17 protein-coding genes are annotated in these 20,993 nt (G+C 38.8%); 15 read left to right on the forward strand and 2 right to left on the reverse strand.

Annotated features, from left to right (window positions below):
- Positions 1 to 79: 79 nt before the first annotated feature.
- The 12 genes from recA (at position 80) to TEGAF0_RS10365 (ending at position 14,190) form a co-directional block, all read left to right on the forward strand.
- Positions 80 to 1,102 carry a recombinase RecA gene (recA, locus tag TEGAF0_RS10310; protein ID WP_264898099.1) on the forward strand — a complete coding sequence of 341 codons (1,023 nt, stop codon included), beginning with the start codon at positions 80 to 82 and terminating at the stop codon, positions 1,100 to 1,102.
- Between the two features lie 152 nt (positions 1,103 to 1,254).
- Positions 1,255 to 2,586, forward strand: a complete 1,332-nt coding sequence (locus TEGAF0_RS10315) for an acetylxylan esterase (RefSeq protein WP_264898100.1) — start codon at positions 1,255 to 1,257, stop codon at positions 2,584 to 2,586.
- A 17-nt stretch (positions 2,587 to 2,603) separates the two neighbouring features.
- Entirely contained in the window at positions 2,604 to 3,428 is an 825-nt protein-coding gene (locus TEGAF0_RS10320; RefSeq protein WP_264898101.1) for a hypothetical protein, read from the forward strand.
- 15 nt (positions 3,429 to 3,443) lie between these two features.
- Positions 3,444 to 4,634, forward strand: coding sequence for an acyltransferase family protein (locus tag TEGAF0_RS10325; protein WP_264898102.1), 1,191 nt, complete (start codon positions 3,444 to 3,446; stop codon positions 4,632 to 4,634).
- Entirely contained in the window at positions 4,631 to 6,481 is a 1,851-nt protein-coding gene (locus TEGAF0_RS10330) for an acetylxylan esterase (RefSeq protein WP_264898103.1), read from the forward strand. The genes TEGAF0_RS10325 and TEGAF0_RS10330 overlap by 4 nt, the downstream gene beginning before the upstream one ends.
- A 46-nt stretch (positions 6,482 to 6,527) precedes the next feature.
- Entirely contained in the window at positions 6,528 to 7,313 is a 786-nt protein-coding gene (locus tag TEGAF0_RS10335) for a hypothetical protein (protein ID WP_264898104.1), read from the forward strand.
- 13 nt (positions 7,314 to 7,326) lie between these two features.
- Positions 7,327 to 8,244: a 1-acyl-sn-glycerol-3-phosphate acyltransferase gene (locus tag TEGAF0_RS10340; protein WP_264898105.1), complete on the forward strand. Its 918-nt coding sequence runs from the start codon at positions 7,327 to 7,329 to the stop codon at positions 8,242 to 8,244.
- A gap of 37 nt (positions 8,245 to 8,281) precedes the next feature.
- Positions 8,282 to 9,940 carry an amidase gene (locus TEGAF0_RS10345; protein WP_264898106.1) on the forward strand — a complete coding sequence of 553 codons (1,659 nt, stop codon included), beginning with the start codon at positions 8,282 to 8,284 and terminating at the stop codon, positions 9,938 to 9,940.
- Positions 9,941 to 9,943: 3 nt separating this feature from the next.
- Positions 9,944 to 11,800 carry a sensor histidine kinase gene (locus TEGAF0_RS10350; protein WP_264898107.1) on the forward strand — a complete coding sequence of 619 codons (1,857 nt, stop codon included), beginning with the start codon at positions 9,944 to 9,946 and terminating at the stop codon, positions 11,798 to 11,800.
- Complete coding sequence (locus TEGAF0_RS10355; protein ID WP_264898108.1) at positions 11,790 to 12,404, forward strand: response regulator transcription factor; 615 nt, start codon at positions 11,790 to 11,792, stop codon at positions 12,402 to 12,404. Before TEGAF0_RS10350 ends, TEGAF0_RS10355 begins: the two co-directional genes overlap by 11 nt.
- Positions 12,405 to 12,414: 10 nt before the next feature.
- Positions 12,415 to 13,572, forward strand: coding sequence for an esterase-like activity of phytase family protein (locus TEGAF0_RS10360; RefSeq protein ID WP_264898109.1), 1,158 nt, complete (start codon positions 12,415 to 12,417; stop codon positions 13,570 to 13,572).
- Positions 13,573 to 13,575: 3 nt separating this feature from the next.
- Positions 13,576 to 14,190 (forward strand): peptidylprolyl isomerase, encoded by a 615-nt coding sequence (locus TEGAF0_RS10365; RefSeq protein WP_264898110.1) that lies wholly within the window; start codon positions 13,576 to 13,578, stop codon positions 14,188 to 14,190.
- A 3-nt stretch (positions 14,191 to 14,193) separates the two neighbouring features.
- Here the strand turns inward: TEGAF0_RS10365 and TEGAF0_RS10370 are convergent, their stop codons facing one another.
- Complete coding sequence (locus TEGAF0_RS10370) at positions 14,194 to 15,414, reverse strand: hypothetical protein (protein ID WP_264898111.1); 1,221 nt, start codon at positions 15,412 to 15,414, stop codon at positions 14,194 to 14,196.
- Between the two features lie 131 nt (positions 15,415 to 15,545).
- Here TEGAF0_RS10370 and uvrB point away from each other — a divergent pair, with 131 nt between their 5' ends.
- From uvrB to TEGAF0_RS10385, 3 genes are read left to right on the forward strand one after another with little or no spacing between them, the layout of a single operon-like run.
- Positions 15,546 to 17,582 carry an excinuclease ABC subunit UvrB gene (uvrB, locus tag TEGAF0_RS10375; protein ID WP_264898112.1) on the forward strand — a complete coding sequence of 679 codons (2,037 nt, stop codon included), beginning with the start codon at positions 15,546 to 15,548 and terminating at the stop codon, positions 17,580 to 17,582.
- A gap of 49 nt (positions 17,583 to 17,631) precedes the next feature.
- Positions 17,632 to 19,119 (forward strand): glycoside hydrolase family 32 protein, encoded by a 1,488-nt coding sequence (locus tag TEGAF0_RS10380; RefSeq protein WP_264898113.1) that lies wholly within the window; start codon positions 17,632 to 17,634, stop codon positions 19,117 to 19,119.
- A 29-nt stretch (positions 19,120 to 19,148) separates the two neighbouring features.
- Positions 19,149 to 20,222, forward strand: coding sequence for an iron-containing alcohol dehydrogenase family protein (locus TEGAF0_RS10385; RefSeq protein ID WP_264898114.1), 1,074 nt, complete (start codon positions 19,149 to 19,151; stop codon positions 20,220 to 20,222).
- A 54-nt stretch (positions 20,223 to 20,276) separates the two neighbouring features.
- Here the strand turns inward: TEGAF0_RS10385 and kdsB are convergent, their stop codons facing one another.
- The gene (gene kdsB, locus TEGAF0_RS10390) at positions 20,277 to 20,993 is read right to left on the reverse strand and encodes a 3-deoxy-manno-octulosonate cytidylyltransferase (RefSeq protein WP_264898115.1); all 717 of its coding nucleotides are present in this window, start codon (positions 20,991 to 20,993) and stop codon (positions 20,277 to 20,279) included.

Genomic DNA, 20,993 nt, shown 5'->3' on the forward strand with positions numbered 1-20,993 from the left:
TACTAAAAAAATTAGTTCGTTTAAATAGTATTAATTAGTTTTACTTTCTCATTCATTAAGACACGTTAAAAAACACACTATGAGTAATGCAGAAAAACTAAAAGCCCTTAAGCTGACCATTGACAAGATTGATAAAGATTTTGGAAAAGGCAGTGTAATGATGATGAATGAAAAAAGTTCCGCTCCCATGGAAGTGGTATCTACGGGATCGCTGGGATTGGATGCTGCATTAGGTGTGGGAGGCTTACCCAAAGGAAGAATTGTAGAAATCTACGGCCCGGAATCTTCTGGTAAAACCACTGTTGCGATTCATGTTATTGCCGAAGCGCAAAAGAAGGGTGGTATGTGCGCAATCATTGATGCGGAACACGCTTTTGACAGTGCATATGCACAAAAATTAGGAGTTGATGTAGACAATCTGTTGATTTCACAACCAGATTATGGTGAACAGGCACTTGAAATTGCAGACCGTTTAATATTATCAGGAGCTTTAGATGTGGTAGTAATCGACTCTGTTGCTGCACTAGTTCCAAAGGGTGAATTGGAAGGCGAAATGGGGGACAGTAAAATGGGATTGCAGGCGAGATTGATGAGTCAGGCGCTAAGAAAATTGACTGCTACCATTAATAAAACCAACACGATTTGTATTTTCATCAATCAGCTTCGTGAAAAGATTGGTGTAATGTTTGGTAATCCCGAAACAACAACCGGTGGTAACGCATTGAAATTCTATGCTTCTGTACGTCTGGATATCAGAAGAATGACACAGATTAAAGATGGAGATGCGGCTGTTGGTAATCGCGTAAAAGTAAAAGTGGTAAAGAATAAAGTAGCTCCTCCTTTCCGTGCCGCTGAATTTGATCTGGTATTCGGAGAAGGAATTAGCAAAGTGGGTGAAATCATTGATATGGGTGTTGAAATGGGAATTGTACAAAAAAGTGGTTCCTGGTTTAGTTATGAAAGCAATAAACTGGGTCAAGGAAGAGAAGCGGTCAAGGCATTACTGTTGGACAATCCTGAATTATCAAATGAAATTGAGGCAAAAATCAGAGCCAAATTAATTACAGTTACCGAAGCACCTGTTCAGGCTGCTGAAGAATAAAGTCGTTTTTTGATGGGTTAGTAAATGGCCCTGGCTAGCAATAGCCGGGGCTTTTGTATTAAATAATGATTTATTGAATAATAATTCACCCTATTTGGTCGTTTATCAGTCACATAGTGGGCTTTTTTGGCCCTACTCAATTATTCGTGCATATGAACGCAAAGGTACCCAGACTGTTGATCCTTCGCGGCCGCATTTTGCAATCCATATTTTTATTGGGTTTGCTGTTCGGCGGGTTCACCTATGCACAGAAAGGAATAGGATTTGATATCCGCCCTTTTAAAAAAGAAGCCATTTTCAGGGATGATGATAAAATTGGCTATAATCTCCGGTTTAGAAATAATACCAAAGAAAAAATCAGGGGCACCATCAAGGCCAAAGTAACCAATTACAAAGGCGAAGAAGTATTCAATCAGGAAATGGGCTTTACCATGGATGCCCGTAAGGGATACATGAAAGATCTTTATCTTGAAAATGATAGAATAAAACCAGGATTTTATCAGCTACAGTTAATGGTTTCAGCCAACAATTATGTTGATACATTGCTATTTGGTTATGGTGTAGACCCGGAAAAAGTATATGCCAATGTGAATCGTCCTGCAGATTTTGATCAGTTCTGGGATGATGCCAGAAGAGAGTTGGTTAATATAGATCCTAAATTCAGGGTTACCCGAAGGGGTGATCAGAGCACCCGTGATGTAGATGTATTCCTTGTTGAATTTCAATCATTAGAATACCAAACCATTCGGGGTTGGTTGTCTGTACCAAAGAGAAAGGGTAAATTTTCTGTGGTTTACGAACTACCCGGATATCTGCAGGATTTGCGCCCCGACTCCCTTAGAACAGATATGGCGGTTTTCAGATTAAATGTCCGTGGACATGGAAACAGTAAGGACAACACGAATGCCGATTATAATACGTTTAATATCATTAATCTTAACGACCGCAATAAATACATCTATCGCGCAGTTTATATGGATGCACTTCGCGGATTAGATTTTATATACCGTCACGAGTACTTAAAATTTGATCTTAAAAAAGTAATTGTGAAGGGAGAAGGACAGGGTGCTGTGCTCGCAACGGTTGTAGCGTCTTTGGACAACCGTCCTCAGGGATGTATCATTGAAAGACCCGTGTACACAGATATGAGAACCCTATTCTTTATGGCAGGTTCTCAGAAAGTGATCCCCTGGCCTGTAACCAACTTTCAGACGTATTTAAAAAATCCAAGAAACCGATTAAACCAGGAAGGACTTTTTAGGATATGGGACTTTTTTGACCCAGTCAATTTTGCTCCCAATATCAGGTGTAGGGTCTTATTTGGTCATAATCAAAAAAATACGCAATGTCCGCCTCAGGCGGCTATTGCCTTATATAACCAGATCCGGATTGATAACAGAAATATATACATGAGCCTGGATGATAACGGAATGGATGATGTGTATTACCGATATGAAAGTTTCTGGATGAAGAAAATTCTCTGAGTTTCAAAATTTGAATGATGAAAAAAATTGTAGCGCTTATTCTAGTTGTATTGTTGGTTAACTCGGCAAAGGCCGGCTTTCCAATCGGAAGAGGTAAATACCTTATTGTTCCCTCCTACAATTTATATATGGCCAAGGGTTACTGGGATGCAAACGGAAACTACTTTGCCTATTCCAATAATGGAAGATTTGCTTCTCATTATTTTGGTCTCTATGGTGGCATTGGTATTGGTGAAAAACTGGATTTTGTTGGGAATATCTCTTATATCATGCAAAGAAAGCTGGAAACAAATTCTACTCAGTCCAATTCCAGCTTAGGAGATGCTAGTTTTGGTCTATCCTATTTGCTGAATACTTTTGATTACTCTAAGTTTTTAACGGTTACCGGATCATTAATTGTTCCTTTATACACCAACGATGTGAATAAAGCCCCCTATACTGGATTTCAGCAAGTAGGTGGGGAAATTAAGTTTACCTACTCCGGCTCTAATGGAGAGCGTTATTCCAATACCTACTTCGATATTAATTTAGGCGTAAGACAATATTTTAGCCCCGAGGGCCCAACACAGGTATTTGGTGATGCATTATTGGGTGTTCCGCTGGATGAGGACAACAAGCTGACTTTTCAGCTGGCAAGCACAAAATCTTCAAGTACACAGACCCTCTTCAATCCGAACAATTTGTTCTTAAACAGACAGTTTAATTATTTTAGATTAACCGCAGGATATGGCAGAAGAATCAGCCAAAACCATCAATTATTCTTCACTTTGTTTACAGATGTAAGCGGAAGGAATACGGGTAAGGGTGGTGGAGGTGCTATATCGTTAGTGGCAGAACTCTAACTAAACGTATAATTAATGACGGCAAAACAGTACATCCCATCTTTAACTGGGGTAAGGGGCCTAGCTTCTATATTGATTTTTTTTCACCACTTTAATCAACAGGATTTTCCGCCGTTATTATTCAGGGTATTAAATGAGTTTCATTTTCCTCTCTCCATGTTTTTTGTTTTGAGTGGATTTCTGATTTGTTTGCGTTATTATGATACCGTAGAATTATCTGGAAACTGGATGCGCAAATATTTAAAAAATAGAATTGCCCGCGTTTATCCTATCTATCTTATTTTAACCATTGCTGTTTTTGTGTATGCCTGGATAGCCAATGATAACAGCATTTACAACGGAAAAAATAGTCCCACTACTTTGTTTTTCATGAACGTCACTTTCCTGCGTGGATTTTTTGATGACATGAAATTTACAGGAATAGCACAAGGCTGGTCTTTAACTGTAGAAGAATGTTTTTATTTTTCAGCACCCATTTTCTTTTTATTGATAAAGCGCAGTAAAATTTATTTTCTAGTTGCGCCATTAGTAGTAACAGGGATTGGTGTTTTGCTGGTACTCATTTTTAGAAATGTTGATTTCTATGGTTTCTTCGGATCGTTCAAATTTTTATTCATCTCTACTTTTTTAGGAAGAACAGTTGAATTCTTTTCAGGGATGGTTCTTGCCATGATTATCAGAAAAGCAGACGATAGTGTAAGCAATTTTTCTTTATATACCTGGATGGGAATCATTGGGATTGGCTGCACCAACCTAATCATGATTAATCAGCCAATCAGTAAAGAAGTGCCATTTGCCTTATACCAACCGATTGGTATTTTTACCAACAATATTATACTGCCGGTTTTTATTTGCATGTTCTTTTATGGATTAATCAAAGAGAATTCAATTCCCAAAAAAATATTGGGTAGCAAGCTTGGTGAATTGATTGGCAAGAGCTCATATATCCTTTATTTAATACACCTAGGCTTTATCTCGAATCTTACCTCAAACTGGTTACATAATACAGCCGATACTTTTTATGCTTGGTTAGATAAAAATGAATACTGGTGGCTCTCTGAACACCTGAATTATACCGTACTGGTCTTGTTTTCCCATCTCTTTATACTCACTATCATTTCGATTATTTTATATAAGTTTATAGAAGAGCCAATTAATTTATATATCAGAAAGTCGAATTTCCTGGAAAAGAAAACTGCAAGATGATATTCAAATCCCAATACCGAGTCACAGCACTGCCATTGATGTTCCTGATCATGGGAATCTTTTGTTTTGCAGACAATGGCTATGCTCAGAAAGGCAAGACAAAAGATCCGGTTATTGTAAATATTTTGCCTTACAATAAAAAAGCTAGGTTTAATAGAAAGTTTCCTGTTAAGTATAAAATACAGTTCATCAATAATTTAAAAGATGCACAGGAAGGAACATTGGTATATACTGTATTTGACAATGCAAATCAGGAAGTGCTTCAAAATAGTTTGGATGTAAGGGTTAATGCTAAAAAAACACTTGCAGCGAATTTTGATGTACCCATTGAAAAAGAAGGAAACTATACCATTAAAATGGCCATTGAATTAACCAACTTCAATAGCAATTATGATGGAAGCTTTGCCTACATTGGCCCCCCACGAAAAGCCAAAGACAGAAAACCATCCAATCAACAGGAACCAATTGTTAATACCCCACCGGTAAATTGGTCTGCCGATAATCTATCTAATGATCCTAAAAGACAAAGTCTTGGAGCAGATCAAGTAGGAGAAGCGCCACCAGCCGAAGAAGAAGAAGGGGAAGAAGGCGAAATGATTATCAAATTAAAGCCTTATAAAAAAGATGGCGTTTTTTATACAGGAGAAAAGATAAAATATTCCGTTTCTATCGCGAATAAGTACAAAGTAAGGCAAGAAGGAACATTTACTGCAATAGTGGAGACCGAATTAGGACAAGTAGTTAGTAAAACGCAGGTTAAATTAAAAATTGCTCCTAAAGGCCAACGTAGTTTTCAGATTGAAATACCAAAACCTGAAAAAGAGGGAATATATAATTTAAGAGCGGCTACCAATACGAGTACTTACGATGATACCGCACAATATGCTTTTGGATATGAAATAGGAAAAATAAACAGACCCTATTATTTGCCTCCAGATTTTGATGAATTTTGGCAAACTGCCATGAACGATTTGGCGAAAGTAGATCCACAGTACAAAATTTCCCGAAGCGAAGAATACAGCACCAAGTATCACGATGTGTATCGTGTTGATATGGTTGGGCTAGACGAGTTTCCTTTTTATGGATATTTATCTATTCCCAAATTGAAAGGAAAGTATCCGGTTATCATTGGTTATGGTGGATACAAAAAAGAAGTATTTCCATTACTCTTCGACGAGTTTATATCTTTTGCAGTTAATGTTAGGGGTATTGATAAGAAATACGAGAAAGAATTTAATCCGGACAACAAAGAGCAAATCATGCTCAATGCTGAAGATAAAAACAACTATGTATACAAAGGCATTTACATGGATTGTATACGTGCAGTTGATTTTATTTATGCGCATGAGCATATGGGCATGGATTTGAGCAGGGTTACTGCGTTTGGTGGTAGTCAGGGTGCAACTATGGGATTAATTACTGCTGCATTGTTGCCCAACAAGATAAATGCTGTTGTAGCTAGTAACCCAGTATTTGCAGATTGGAAAAACAGTTTTGCTGTGGGAAAAAATAAACGTGTCTTAACTTTTCCATCAGATGCTATTGTAAGATACTTGAGAGAAAATCCAGATTTTACAGAAGAGCAGATGTTGGAAACATTTAACTATTTCGATTTGCAAAATTTTATGCCCAAAGTACAATGCCCTGTTTTATATGCGGTTGGTTTACAAGATGACTTTATTTCACCCAGCAGTGCAATTGCCGCCTATAATAAAATGAGAATGGATGCCCGAGCTTTGAGCGAATTGTATATATTCCCCGATTTAGGTCACGAAATCCCAGTGTATCACAATTCATTTATTGGAATCTGGTTTGCTGAACAAGCTGTAAAAAAGCGGAAAAGATAAAACCATGCAATTGTCTAAATCATATATAATTTTTCTTATTACGGTAATGCTACTTTCCGTTGGAAAGGTTCGTGCTGACTATCCAGTAGGAAAGAAAAGAACAGCCCTAACCGGAACCTTCAATTATTTTTATTCCAATAAATATTTTGATGCAAACGGTAAACTGATAAATAATTTTCCAGGAGATTATTTTCAATCTACATTCTATAGTTTAAACATTACGCACGGACTTAGCAGAAGAATTGATTTAACTGCCACATTGCCTTTTGCCAAACAAACATTGGTAAATGGCAATAATTCTGAGTCAAGATCGGGTATTACCGATGTAAACCTGGGATTGTCTTTTCATTTTCCTTCGGTGGATTACAAACGCTATTTCACTTTAAAGGCATCAGTAGGCATACCGGCTTATCAGAATAATCAAACCCCATATTTGGGATTTGCATCCAAGGCAGTAATGTTGGGCGCTAACTACTCTTTTACGCCATACAAAAACGGATACGCTATTCTGGAATTCATGTATACCCGGTTTTTGGATTCTGGTGATGGTCCTAATCAGTACAGAGGTTCTTTAACTATTGGGAAAATGTATAATAAGCATACATCTGTAACTGCATCTCTTTCGCATTTGGTATCACAAAGTGTTAACACCACATTTAATCCCAATTTACAACTGAACAAAGATTTTAATGCGGCAACGTTTAATGTAAGTGTAGGAAGAAAACTTAACAGATCTATCACACCAACTATACAAGGATATTATACGCTGCTAGGCCGGAATGCAGGATTGGGTATGGGTGTTAATTTCTTTGTAACTGTAAGACTGCCATAGAAAACTGTTTTCCTTGTTATACCGGATAATAAAGCCATTTATACGTGTTGCCTTGTATTTTTTCTTCAGAAAAATCTACCTAAACCATTCTGAGGTATATGCAATAAAAGGACCGGTATTAATTACGGCCAACCACCCTAATTCTTTTTTAGATGCTATTTTGATTGGTGCTTTTTTTAAAAAGCCAATTCATTTTTTAGCAAGAGGAGATGCTTTTAAAAAGCCGATTCATCGTTTTTTCTTAGGTCTGCTCAACATGATCCCTATTTACAGATTAAGTGAAGGAAAAGAAAATTTATATCTGAATGAATATGCGTTTAGGGCTTCAAAGAAAATTTTAGAAGACGATGGCATCGTGCTAATATTTATTGAGGGGATTTGTTTATTAACCAATGAGATTCAGCCGTTTAAAAAAGGCGCAGCCAGAATTGCACTGGACTATAAGGGAAAAAAGCCCTTGCAGATTCTGCCCTTGGGAATTGCCTATGACCGGTTTAATTCCTGGGGATCAACAGTTAACCTCCATGCCGGCAAAACCATTTCGTTAGCAGAGCTATTGCCATTTGATGACCGGGCTAAAAACATGCGCTATTTTAATGATAGCATAGTTCAATCACTGAATCGGTTGATAGTAACTCCATTAAACGCAAAGCCTGCTCAGAATAGAATCGTAAAACTGATAGGTAATCTTGGATACATCATTCATCGTTGGTTTTTTCTTGGACTAGACTCTTTTGTGAGAAGAAAAACCCAAAACACGGTATTTCACGACTCTGTTTTATTTGGCACTTTATTCATTTTATATCCTATTCTTATTGTTATTATTGGTTTCTGCCTGATTTCCCTCTTTGGCCTGAAAATGATTCTGCCTCTGCTAGGGATTTTGGTTATGGCTAGGTGTATTGTTTTAGTGAAAAATCCAAACGAATAATGGTGTAGCCCAATAATATTGCTAATTTGTAGGTATCATGAAAAATACATTACTTCTTCTAAGCCTGCTTTTTTGTGCTCAAATACATGCACAAGACACTATTTCAAAAAAAGACATTGTTGCCGCATCAAAACTTTTTCATTTACAATTCACAGAAAAAGAAATTGACACGATGTATCTAGGCGTAAAGGATAATCTGAAAGTTTATTCCGATATGCATAAAAAAAGCATTCGCAACAGTGTTCCCATGAGTCTTTGGCAAAATCCGCTTGTACCGGGTATGGAACTGCCGGCTATACAAAAACCCATAAAATGGAAATTGAATAAGCAGGCTCAGCTTCCGCAGAATAAACCCAATCTGGCTTTTTATAGCCTAACAGATTTAGCTTCTCTGATTAAATCAAAAAAAATAAGTTCGGTAGAGCTAACTCGTTTTTTTATTGATAGAATCCGACAATACGGAGATAGTTTAGAGTGTGTTATATCTATTACCGAGGATATAGCACTGATGCAAGCCAAAAGAGCAGACGATGAAATTGCTGCGGGAAAATACAGGGGCTTATTACATGGCATTCCTTATGGTTTAAAAGACTTGTTTTCTGTAAAAGGAACCAAAACTACCTGGGGAGCTGCACCATTTAAAAATCAGGTAATTGAGGAAGATGCCTATGTATATAACCGTCTCACAGAAGCTGGCGCAGTATTGGTTGCCAAGTTTACACTGGGGGCATTGGCAATGGGAGATTATTGGTATGGAGGAAGAACCAAAAACCCCTGGAATCTAAAAACAGGATCATCGGGTTCATCTGCGGGTTCTGCAGCTGCAACCGTTGCCGGATTGGTTCCCTTTGCTATAGGAACAGAAACCTGGGGATCTATTATTTCTCCATCCTCAACATGCGGAGCTACTGGTTTAAGACCTACATTCGGTAGAATCAGCAGAACAGGGGCAATGGCGCTAAGCTGGAGCTTAGATAAGATAGGGCCAATCTGCAAAAATGCAGAAGATGCTGCCATCGTCTTTAGCCATATTCATGGAACAGATGGCTTAGATATGTCGGCGGTTAATATTCCTTTCAACTATCAACCAGATGCGGATATAAGAAAACTTAGAATAGGGTTCGCTAAAAACTATTTTGATTTAATCAGAGATACATCCAGAAACGAATGGAAAGTATTAAAGTCTTTTCAAGAGCAGGGTATTGAACTAATTCCTGTTGAGTTCCCGGATACAGCAGTGTATAAGGCCAATATTATGGACGTAATCATCAGCGCAGAATCTGCGGCTGCTTTTGATGAACTCACCCGATACAATATTGATGATGAATTAACCAGACAAGGCCCTTTTGACTGGCCGAATAGTTTCAGGGTTTCCCGTTTGGTTCCAGCGGTTGAATATGTAAATGCCAACAGAATGCGCTATGAGTTGCAGCAAAAAATACACGCGGCGTTGAAGGATATTGATGTATTGATTTGCCCAACCAGAGGAAGTGGAAATCAATCTGCTATTACCAATTTAACGGGTCAACCGGTAGTATGCACCCCTACAGGCTTTGATAAAAGAACGGGGCTTCCTACCAGTATCAGCTTTATTGGCAATCTTTATGATGAAGCAGCAATTTTATTGACAGCCAAATTTTATCAGTCTATTACAGATTGGGAGACGATATATCCACCCTCTTTTCTCAAATACTAGTCAATGTTTACAATAAACAACAAGCCTGTAGTCATCTTTATAAGTGTGCTACTGTTTGCTGGCTTTATATTTTCCCTATATACAATTACACAATCGGGAAAACGGTTTGAACAAGTAAGCATGAAAGTGATGGAGGATAAAAATAATCTGCTGCCAAGTAAGGCTGTTGTTCAATTAAAGCGTAATTATAAAACCATCAGCAGTGGGTTTTTTAATCCAGGATTTTCCGCAAATAAATGGTGGATATTAGCAGAGACTCCGGCAGCACCCGGCTATTTTCTGCAGATTGCCAATCCACATATCAATGAAATCAGAATCTATACGCTCAAGAATAATCAACCTTTACTCGCTTATGAATCCGGAGATTATTTTCCTTTTAAGAAACGATTTTTAGATGATCCCGATTTTTGGTTTCCAATACCATTTAATACAGAAGGAGTTTTGATTGAAGTTGATAAAAGAGGGGAGTCTTTAGAAGTACCAGTTAGAATTATTACTCAAAAAGAAATGATTCATTATCTCTCCGATCAAAAAATGGTATATGGTATTTTTCTAGGATGGATGATCTTTCTTGGTTTGCTGAATATTTTTTTATGGGCATCTTTAAAGGACAATATCCATGTGTTTTATATATTATTTATCGGCTCTTCAGCTTTATGGGTAATAGCCAACTGGGGACTGGGTTTTCAGTATATCTGGCCCAATACACCCGAATGGGCAAGTAAGGCGAGGCCCGTTTTTAGTACCACATCTTTTTTGTTAATCCTAGAGCTGGCCAGTCGCTATTTTACACCCGATGAAAGAAAGCCGGTATATATTGGTTTCACTAGACTTTTACAATCGCTCTTACTTATTTTATTAGGGGTTTTTGTATTTGGTAATATAATAATTGCTAATCAACTGATACGCTTATTAACACTGAGTTTTGCAAATATTTTATGGTTTCTTTCGATGTTGACGGTTTTGTTTTTTATTGCTAAAAGCTATCAAAAAATGAAAGCCATTGCTTTGTTTTTCCTTTTTGCATTTCTTTCTCAATCTGTATTTGGAATCCTTATTATTTTTTCTCAATTCAATGTAGAAGCAGACTGGGTTTTCTTTATTAATCGATATGGTTCAGCCATTGGCATACTTGCCAACAGTACCATTCTTTCATTTGGTTTGAGTCAACGTTATAATTACTATAAACAGGAAAGAGAACAGGCACAGCAGGAGCTGGTAAATGAGCGAAATCAACAGGCAGACCGAATGATACAGGCCCAGGAAGAAGAGCGGTCCAGACTGGCCAGAGAACTACATGACGGATTGGGCGGGTTATTGGGAAGTATACGTATTGGTGCTTTTAATAAACTAAAACAGGACAATGTTAATCAGGAATGGTTAGATGCGCAACTATCTGAAGCAATAGAGGATTTAAGAAATATTGCCCATGATTTGATGCCGGTGAGTTTACCCGAAAAAGGCCTGGTTTATATTTTAGAAAAGACTGTAGCCCGCTGGAACGCAGCCAATCAGTTTAAAACGCATTTGGATTGCAGTATCAGCAAACGATATCCTTTGCCTGTTGAAGCCGGTTTGTATAGAATTGTTTCTGAATTAATTTACAATGTAAAAAAACATGCCAGAGCATCAGAAGTGTACGTATCCATCTGGGAAGAGAAAAACAACGATACGCTTACTTTATTGGTTGAGGATAATGGAATAGGCTTTTCTACTGATGTTGCTACAGGAATCGGATTAAAGAATATCCGTTACAGGGTGGATTATCTGGGTGGAAAAGTTTCTATTGATTCCAACTCAAATGGAACTAGTATTGTAATTGAAATATCCGGACTGAAAAAACCTATTCATGCACAATAGAATCAAAATTGCCATAGCAGACGATCATAAAATTTTTGCAGAGGGTATTAGAAGTGTTCTTAAGGAACAGGAATGGATAAACTGGGTAGGCGAAGCGTTTAATACAAGAGATGCCATACAATTGTATATTGACAGAAGACCTGATATTTATTTACTTGATTATCATTTTCCTGATGGAACAGGGTATCAGGTTGCCGAAAAAATTTTGTCACAGTTTCCGGAGGCCAAAATCATTCTTCTTAGTATGGAGAACGATAACGACATTATGTTGGAGTGTAAGGCACTGGGAGTAAGGGGATATATCATTAAAAACCTTTCCTCAGATGAATTGATTGAGGCTATTGAGACCGTCTTACACAATCAATCCTTTTTTATGTGGGGCGAGGAAGAAGCAGCATTGATGAAAGATGCAGAGGGCGGACTTAGTAAAAGAGAGAAGGAAATTGTATCCTTAATCACCAAGGGGTTTACGAGCCAGGAGATAGCAGATGCCATTAATTTGAGTGTTCTTACCATAAATACGCACAGAAGAAATATCTTGCGCAAATTAAATTTGAAAAATACGGCCATGATGGTTCAATATGCCCGTATCAATAAATGGTAAAACTCCTTTAATGCGAAAGACACTTATTGTATTGGCTTTTACTGCTCTTACATCCTGTACTACTTATAAACAACTCACTGTTCAGTCTTCAGAGTCTGTTAAACAGTTAAAGTATTTGCACACGTATACCGTTCCCTTCAACCTGCAATACAAGGAAACTACAGTTGGAGGCCTATCCTCCATTGACTATGATGAGAAGTCGGATATGTATTATCTGGTTTGTGATGATCGCTCTGCTATCAATCCGGCCAGGTATTATGCTGCAAAAATTAAGATTGGACAGCAAAAAATCGATACGGTTATTTTCACTAACCGTTATTTCATGCTGGATCAAGGCGGCAAAACCTATCCGGGAATTAAAGAAAATCCATTCCGGGTTCCCGATCCGGAAGGCATGCGCTATATTCCTGCTGGTCGCAATCTCGTATGGTCAAGCGAAGGGGAAAGATCATTCAGAGCAAATGACACAATACTGAATAACCCGGCAATTTACCTGATAAACAAGGCCGGTATGTGGAAAGACAGTTTTAGATTACCGGCTAACTTAATTATGTCTGCAGAAGAAAAAGGACCCAGGCAAAACGGGGTGCTCGAGGGAATGAGCTTTACCAATGACTTCAGATTTTTAATGACCAATGTAGAAGAGCCCTTATATGAAGATGGCCCAAGAGCTGCACCAGAGCGAAATCAGGCTATGATTCGTTTTTTTGAATTTGATACTAAAACCAAAAAGCCTACGCGTCAGTTTGCGTATGAGTTAGAGCCTGTTGCTCATTTGCCAAATCCTGCAAATGCTTATTATATAAATGGTGTACCAGAATTTTTGTACATAGGCAATGATCAATTGATCGTATTGGAAAGATCTTATTCTACAGGAAGAATTCCTTGTACCATCCGAATCTTTCTTGCAGATTATAAACAGGCTACAGATGTGGCATCATTGGGTTCTTTAAAAAACAGGAATGCCTACAAACCCATGAAGAAAACCTTATTGTTGAATATGGATCAATTGGGCATTTTTACTGATAATATAGAAGGGATTACCCTGGGCCCGATACTTCCTAATGGAAACAGAAGTGTCATATTGGTTTCAGATAATAATTTCAGTCCTACACAACAATCACAATTTTTGTTGCTGGAGCTGATCACAGAAAAAAAAGGCAGATAATAGATGCGTAAATATTCGTTTCAATTCTTTTTCAATCTTTTATTACTTCTCTGGATTGTATCCACTATAGCTGCCTGCAAATCACCAGAGAAAAATGGTCTGCCACATATTATTATTGAAACAGGATACGGAGACATTGAAATTGAGTTGTATACGGATAAAGCACCATTAACAGCGAATGCTTTTTTACGTTATATCGACTCTGGCTATTATGATCAGTCTAACTTTTATCGGGTGCTCAATATGTATAATCAACCCTCGAATGCACCAAAGGCATTTTTAATTCAGGGCGGAATCTGGAAATCGAACAATGAATTGGCACAAAGCCTTCCTGGTATTCCACACGAAAGCACCAAACAAACAGGCATCTTACACAAGGAAGGAACCATTTCTATGGCCAGAAACGAACCGGGTTCAGCTGGTCCTGAATTTTTTATTATGGTAGAAGAAGAAACAGGATTTGATTTTGGAGGAGAAAATATGGGAGACGGATTGGGATTTGCTGCTTTTGGTTCGGTTGTTAGGGGAATGCCGATTGTTAGAAAAATACACAACCTGAAAGAAGCCAATCAATACTTGCAACCCCCCGTTTATATACATACTATCAGAAGAAAGTAAGGCTTATCGTTGAGCAGGCTGGTATTCATATACCACTTCAAATGTTTGTTTTTTCAGGGAAGGAATACCTTGACCAATTTTTAAATCCTTCCATTGTGGAGTAGGTTCACATACCCAATAAGGATTTCCCTTGTACATGATAGGATTGCTTTGAGGCGCATCAAACTGAATGGCTACAGTTACGTGTTGCGGGTAAGAAAGTACAATCATGGGTAGATTATAAATTTCTTTTACCAGATAGAAGAAAAACGCAGCACGGTCTTCGCAATCACTGTAATCAGAATACAAGGTTTGTTCAGGAGAAAAGCGCATGTCTTTTCCATATATGGTTGCATCGTTTTCAAATGCGAATGAAGATCTTGTTAAGTGCATCAAATAATCAACCCCTTTTTTCTGATCCATTTTGGCCACTACATCTTTCAGTGCAGGTATTAATGACTGGTAAGTTGCGTTGCTTAAGGGTGCAGTAAACTGCATGGCATATTCAACGGAAGGATAGTTGTTGAACAACTTGTTTATAGACTTATTCACTTTTACTTTAAACTCATAGTTCCGCTGACCATAGGCAAACTGGATCGGTTTTACTTCGTAGCGATCAAGATTAAAATCGGGCATCCGATTGATTTTATAAGAAAAAGCTTTTGCTTCCTGGCTTCTCTTTGTCAATTGAATGTTTTGAAAAGCTCCGGCTTTAAAATCGATTTTGCTTCCGTAATCGTGATAGTTCAGACAAATAAATTGGTTTCCATTTAATACCATAGAAGGAATATCATACACATTTTCATTAGACTGCACATACATGAGCAGCGTATCGTTTCTTAAACGAGTAATGGCATTGTAACCTGTCTGATTCAGCAAAAACCATTTGTAAAGTGTATAGCGTTGATAATTGTCTTTTTTGGGACTGATGGCTTCAGCGGCGGTTCTAATCAACTGATAAAACAACCAGTCATCCAATTGTTTCTCATTTTTATAAGCCTGCAGGTTATTTACCAATTCTTGATAAGGCAGCCGGGAAAGGGAGCTGTAAAATTCTTCTATGGAATGATGGCTCAGGGGTGTTGACAAAGAAACATTCAGCTGATGGATATCAGGAGTATGTACGGTATCCCCATAAAAATCTACAAAAGACGACTCCACAAAAATAGCCTGTTGCTGAGCCTGGGCAGGTTGTCCCCAAAGACAGACCCCAATGATTAATATGGTCCAAATACCCCTTTTCACTGATAGTGGATTCCCTTAAAGTTACAAAAAGGTAACAATTAATTAATATTAAGTTTTTTCAAAGCCTTGTTAAAAACCAGTATTATCCCCTTTTTGCCCTATTTACGGTTAAATTTGCCCATAATTAAGCCATGCCATTTCAATTACACACTAATTATCAGCCAGCAGGAGACCAGCCCAAAGCCATTGATGCCCTGGTGCGTGGCGTAAATGAAGGGGAGCAATACCAGACTTTATTGGGTGTAACGGGTAGCGGTAAAACTTTTACTATTGCCAATCTGATTCAACAGGTCCAGCGCCCTACCCTGGTTTTAACGCATAACAAGACATTGGTAGCTCAGTTATATGGGGAGTTCAAGCAGTTTTTTCCCGAGAATGCGGTTGGGTATTTTGTGAGTTACTACGATTATTATCAGCCGGAAGCTTATATGCCGGTTACCGGAACTTATATTGAAAAGGATCTCAGCATCAACGAAGAGTTAGACAAATTAAGGCTTCAGGCAACTACCCAATTGTTAAGCGGTCGAAGAGATATTATTGTAGTGGCCAGTGTAAGCTGTATCTATGGTATGGGAAACCCTACTGAATACGAAAACGGGATTATCCGTATTCAGAAAGGACAGGTTTTATCGAGACAGGGATTTTTGCATTCTTTGGTTAACTCTTTATACAATCGTTCGCAGGGCGATTTTACCCGCGGAACCTTCAGGGTAAAAGGAGACACAGTAGATATCAATCTACCTTATGTGGATTTTGGGTATCGTATTACTTTTTTCGGAGACGAAATTGAAGAAATAGAAAGCATTGATACGGCTTCCAATAAGCGAATTGGACTCATGGATGCAGCAGCCATCTTCCCCGCAAACCTTTACCTGGCGCCCAAGGATATGATTACACAGGTGATGCATGAAATCCAGGATGAAATGATGTTGCAGGTAGAATATTTTAAATCGGTGGGCAAGTTTATAGAAGCATCGCGGTTAAAAGAAAGAGTGGAATATGATTTGGAAATGATCAGAGAGCTGGGCTATTGCAACGGTATTGAAAACTATTCAAGGTTTTTCGACAGAAGAAAACCCGGCACCCGCCCCTTCTGTTTGCTTGATTATTTTCCCAAAGATTTTTTGTGTGTGATTGATGAAAGTCATCAGACAATTCCCCAGGTAGCAGGTATGTATGGGGGTGATAGAAGCAGAAAACTGGTTTTGGTTGATTATGGTTTCCGCTTACCCAGTGCCATGGACAACCGCCCATTGAATTTTCATGAATTTGAGAGCCTGACTGGCCAAACAATTTTTGTTAGTGCAACCCCAGGTGAATATGAGTTAGAAAAAACAGGCGGTGTGGTGGTAGAGCAGGTAGTTCGTCCAACCGGGCTGTTAGATCCCCCTATTGAAATAAGACCGAGTACCAATCAGATAGACGATTTACTCGATGCCATTGATGATCGTGTTAAAAAAGGCGATCGGGTTTTGGTAACGACGCTTACCAAAAGAATGGCAGAGGAAATGGATAAATATTTGGGAAGAATCAATATTAAATCTAAGTACATACACTCGGATGTGGACACACTCGAACGTGTAGAAATATTGAGGGACCTGCGTTTGGGTGTTATTGATGTACTGGTGGGTGTAAATTTATTAAGGGAGGGATTAGACCTGCCGGAAGTGTCGCTGGTTGCCATTTTGGATGCAGACAAAGAAGGCTTTTTGCGAAACGAACGCTCATTAACGCAAACAGCTGGTCGTGCTGCAAGAAATGTAAACGGCCTGGTGATTTTCTATGCGGATAAGATGACAGAAAGTATGCAGCGGACCATTGATGAAACCAATCGCAGAAGAGCAAAGCAGATTGCGTATAATCAGGAACATAATATTATTCCCACAACGGTTAGCAAGAGTAAGGAACAGGTTTTTGCCCAGACTTCCGTTCTGGATATCAAGGGCTATGATCCATCCAATCCTTATGCCGTACAGGCTGATTCGCCGCTGGTGGTGCATGCTGCAGAAGAGCAAGAAACATTTAATACGATACCTCAGGTAGAGAATGCCATTAAAAAAGTGAAAAAAGAAATGGAAAAAGCTGCTCGTGATTTAGATTTTATTGAGGCGGCAAGATTAAGAGATGAAATGTTCAACCTTCAGAAAAAGCTCGAAGTCATGAAATAATTCTTCCTGCACAGAATTCATTAAATTTAAGCAAGCATATTTTTGATTCATGAAAAAATTGGTACTCCTTCTCCTTACGATTATACCCCTTTTAATGCAGGCACAAACGCCCTATTATGCGGAACGTTTTAGACCGCAGTACCATTTTTCTTCTCAGAAAAACTGGATCAATGATCCCAATGGATTGATTTATCACAATGGCGAGTACCATTTGTTTTATCAGCACAACCCTTTCGGAACTAACTGGGGATTTATGAGTTGGGGACATTCCGTTAGTAAGGACTTGGTAAAATGGACTCCGTTGCCTTTGGCACTAAGGGTGGAAAATGGTAAAATGGCTTTCTCCGGTTCGGTAGTTTTTGATGCAAAAAACAGTAGCGCACTCAGCAACAATAAAGAGAACCCGCCGCTGGTAGCCGTGTTTACAGCACACGACAGTTTAAATCAATCCCAACACCTTGCTTATAGTATAGACCAGGGCCGATCTTGGAGTAGGTATTCGGGCAATCCTGTTTTGGATTTGAACATGACCGATTTTAGAGATCCCAATGTTTTCTGGCACGATAAGACAAAGCAGTGGGTAATGGTTGTAGCCATGCCGAATGAAAAAATGATTTCGTTGTACACTTCCTTTAGTTTGAAGCAATGGACTTTTCAAAGTGATTTTGGTCCGATTGGAGACACTTCAGGTGTATGGGAATGTCCCGATTTAATTCAGGTTCCCATTGTTGGGGAGCCAGAAAAAAAGAAATGGGTTTTATTGGTTTCACAGAATTCCAGCATGCAATATTTCGTGGGAGAATTCGATGGGTATAAATTCTATAATGAGAATCCTTCCAACAAAATCGTAAGACCCGATTATGGTAGCGATTATTATGCCGCCATCACCTATAAAAATACACCCGATAAAATTCCCGTTTCTGTGGGTTGGATCAACAACTGGAATTACGCCAATGAAATTCCAACCTATCCCTGGAAGGGAGCGATGTCCATTCCCAGAAAACTGGCAGTGAAAAAAATGGGTTCCGAGTGGGTGCTCGTGCAAGAACCTATCAAAGCCTTACGTGCCATGCGTTCTACTGGCCAGGTATTGAATGGTCCTATCGCTGTGAAGAATGGTTATACACTTCCCTTCCGCAGCAATTGTTTTGAAATGGAAGTGGATCTAAAACCCGCAGTTACCAGTATTAGCGGGATTAAAATTGCCGTGGGTGGCAATCGTAGTTTTGTAATTGGATACGACGCTATGTTGGAACAACTATTTATAGATAGAACCAATACACCATCCAGCTTCAGCAGACAGTATCCTTTTTTTGCTAAAAAGAATGCGTATTTAAAACAGCAGAATGAAAAGGTGAAACTGCATATCTTTTTTGACAAGAGCATTGTGGAAGTATATGCAAACGATGGAGAACTGGTATTTACGTCTCAGGTATTTCCGGAAGAAAATGATACGGGTATTGAATTTTTCAGTGATGGAAATATTTCTGTCTTCGAAAATATCTGGTTCTGGCCCATGAGATCCATCTGGAAATAAACACGATCTTTGCAACGTAAAATAATACTATGAGTTTCAGGAATTTTAAGATGGTCAGCTATGTGGTATTTGGCCGTGGAAGTTTTAATCAGTTAGATGAAATTTTAACGCCACACCGAAAGGGAGATGCACCCATGGTGTTTCTGGTAGATCATTTTTTTGAAGGCAAGGCTTTACTAAACAGAATTCCTTTAAGAGGAAAAGATAAAATAGTATTAGCGGATGTTACCTATGAGCCTAAGACCACACAGGTTGATGCATTAGCCCGTTCTTTAAAAGAGGAATTCGGAATGATTAGTGGGGTTATCGGTATTGGTGGCGGATCTACCATGGATTTGGCAAAAGCGGTTTCTTTGATGATGACTAATCCTGGCTCTTCTGCAGATTACCAAGGCTGGGACCTGGTGCAGGTTCCGGGTGTATATAAAGTAGGTATACCTACCTTAAGTGGAACAGGTGCAGAAGTGAGCAGAACTACGGTATTAACAGGCCCAACGCGCAAACTGGGAATGAACTCTGATTTCACCCCATTTGATCAAATTGTTTTAGATCCTGAATTAACGAAGGACGCACCAGTGAATCAGCGATTTTATACCGGTATGGATTGTTATATCCATTGCATTGAAAGTTTAGAAGGAACCTACTTAAATGAATTCAGCAAAAGCTACGGAGAGAAAGCGCTACAGCTTTGTCAAAAAGTATTTGTAGAAAAGAATCATTGGGATGATGAAAGCAATGATCAGTTGATGATGGCCTCTTACGCAGGGGGAATGAGCATTGCGTATTCACAGGTTGGCGTAGCGCACGCAGTAAGTTATGGACTGAGCTATTTGTTGGGCACCAAACACGGTATAGGAAATTGCATTGTGATGAATCATCTGGAAGAATATTATCCTGCTGGTGTGAAAGAATTCAAATTAATGGTAGAGAAAAATAATATTGAAATTCCACAGGGTATTTGCAAAGGACTTACCGATGAGCAATTTGATACCATGATGAATGTATCCTTGGGTATGAAACCCTTATGGGAGAATGCTTTGGGCAAGGACTGGGAAAAAATCATGACCCGAGAAAAACTCAGGGCACTGTACGAGAGACTGTAAATTTAGTCAACGCGAAATAAGAGTTGATGGTTGTCTTATTAAACTCTGGCAGCTTTACAAAAGCTTTGCTGCTTTTATTAAATCTTCGGGTGTATCTATTTCCACGCCCATGTATTGGGTCAATACCATTTTAAGCGGAACTCCATATTCTAGGTAGCGAAGACATTCAATTTTTTCAGCAGCTTCCAATGGTGTCATGGGCCAGTTAGTGAAATTGAGCAATGCCTGTTTTCTGAAAGCATATACACCAATATGTTCATAGTATGGGATAGTAATGTTTTTGTCTCTCGGATAAGGAATAACACTCCGCGAAAAGAACAGAGAATTCATATTTCTATCTACCGCTACTTTTACATAGTTGGGGTCTTCAATTGATGCGGCATCTTTTAGTTCCTGCATCAACGACGCAACTTGAACTGTGGGGTCTTTAAATGTGGCGAGTAATTTTTCTAAAGGATCTTTTTGCACAAAGGGCTCATCTCCCTGTACATTTACAATAATATCTACCTCCATGTTCGCTGCGGCTTCTGCAATTCGGTCGCTACCACTCTCGTGATTTTTTTTGCTCATCACTGCTTTACCGCCATGGCTGGTAATTTCATTGAAAATGATATCACTGTCTGTTACTACTACTACATCGCTGAACAAACCCGTTGCCATTGTATTATCATAGGTATGACGAATCACAGATTTGTTTCCCAGTTGCTGCATCAGCTTTGCAGGAAAACGAGTAGCCGCATAACGCGCAGGAATCATCGCAACAATCTTCAT

This window comes from Sediminibacterium sp. TEGAF015, assembly GCF_025997995.1.
Taxonomy (GTDB): domain Bacteria; phylum Bacteroidota; class Bacteroidia; order Chitinophagales; family Chitinophagaceae; genus Sediminibacterium.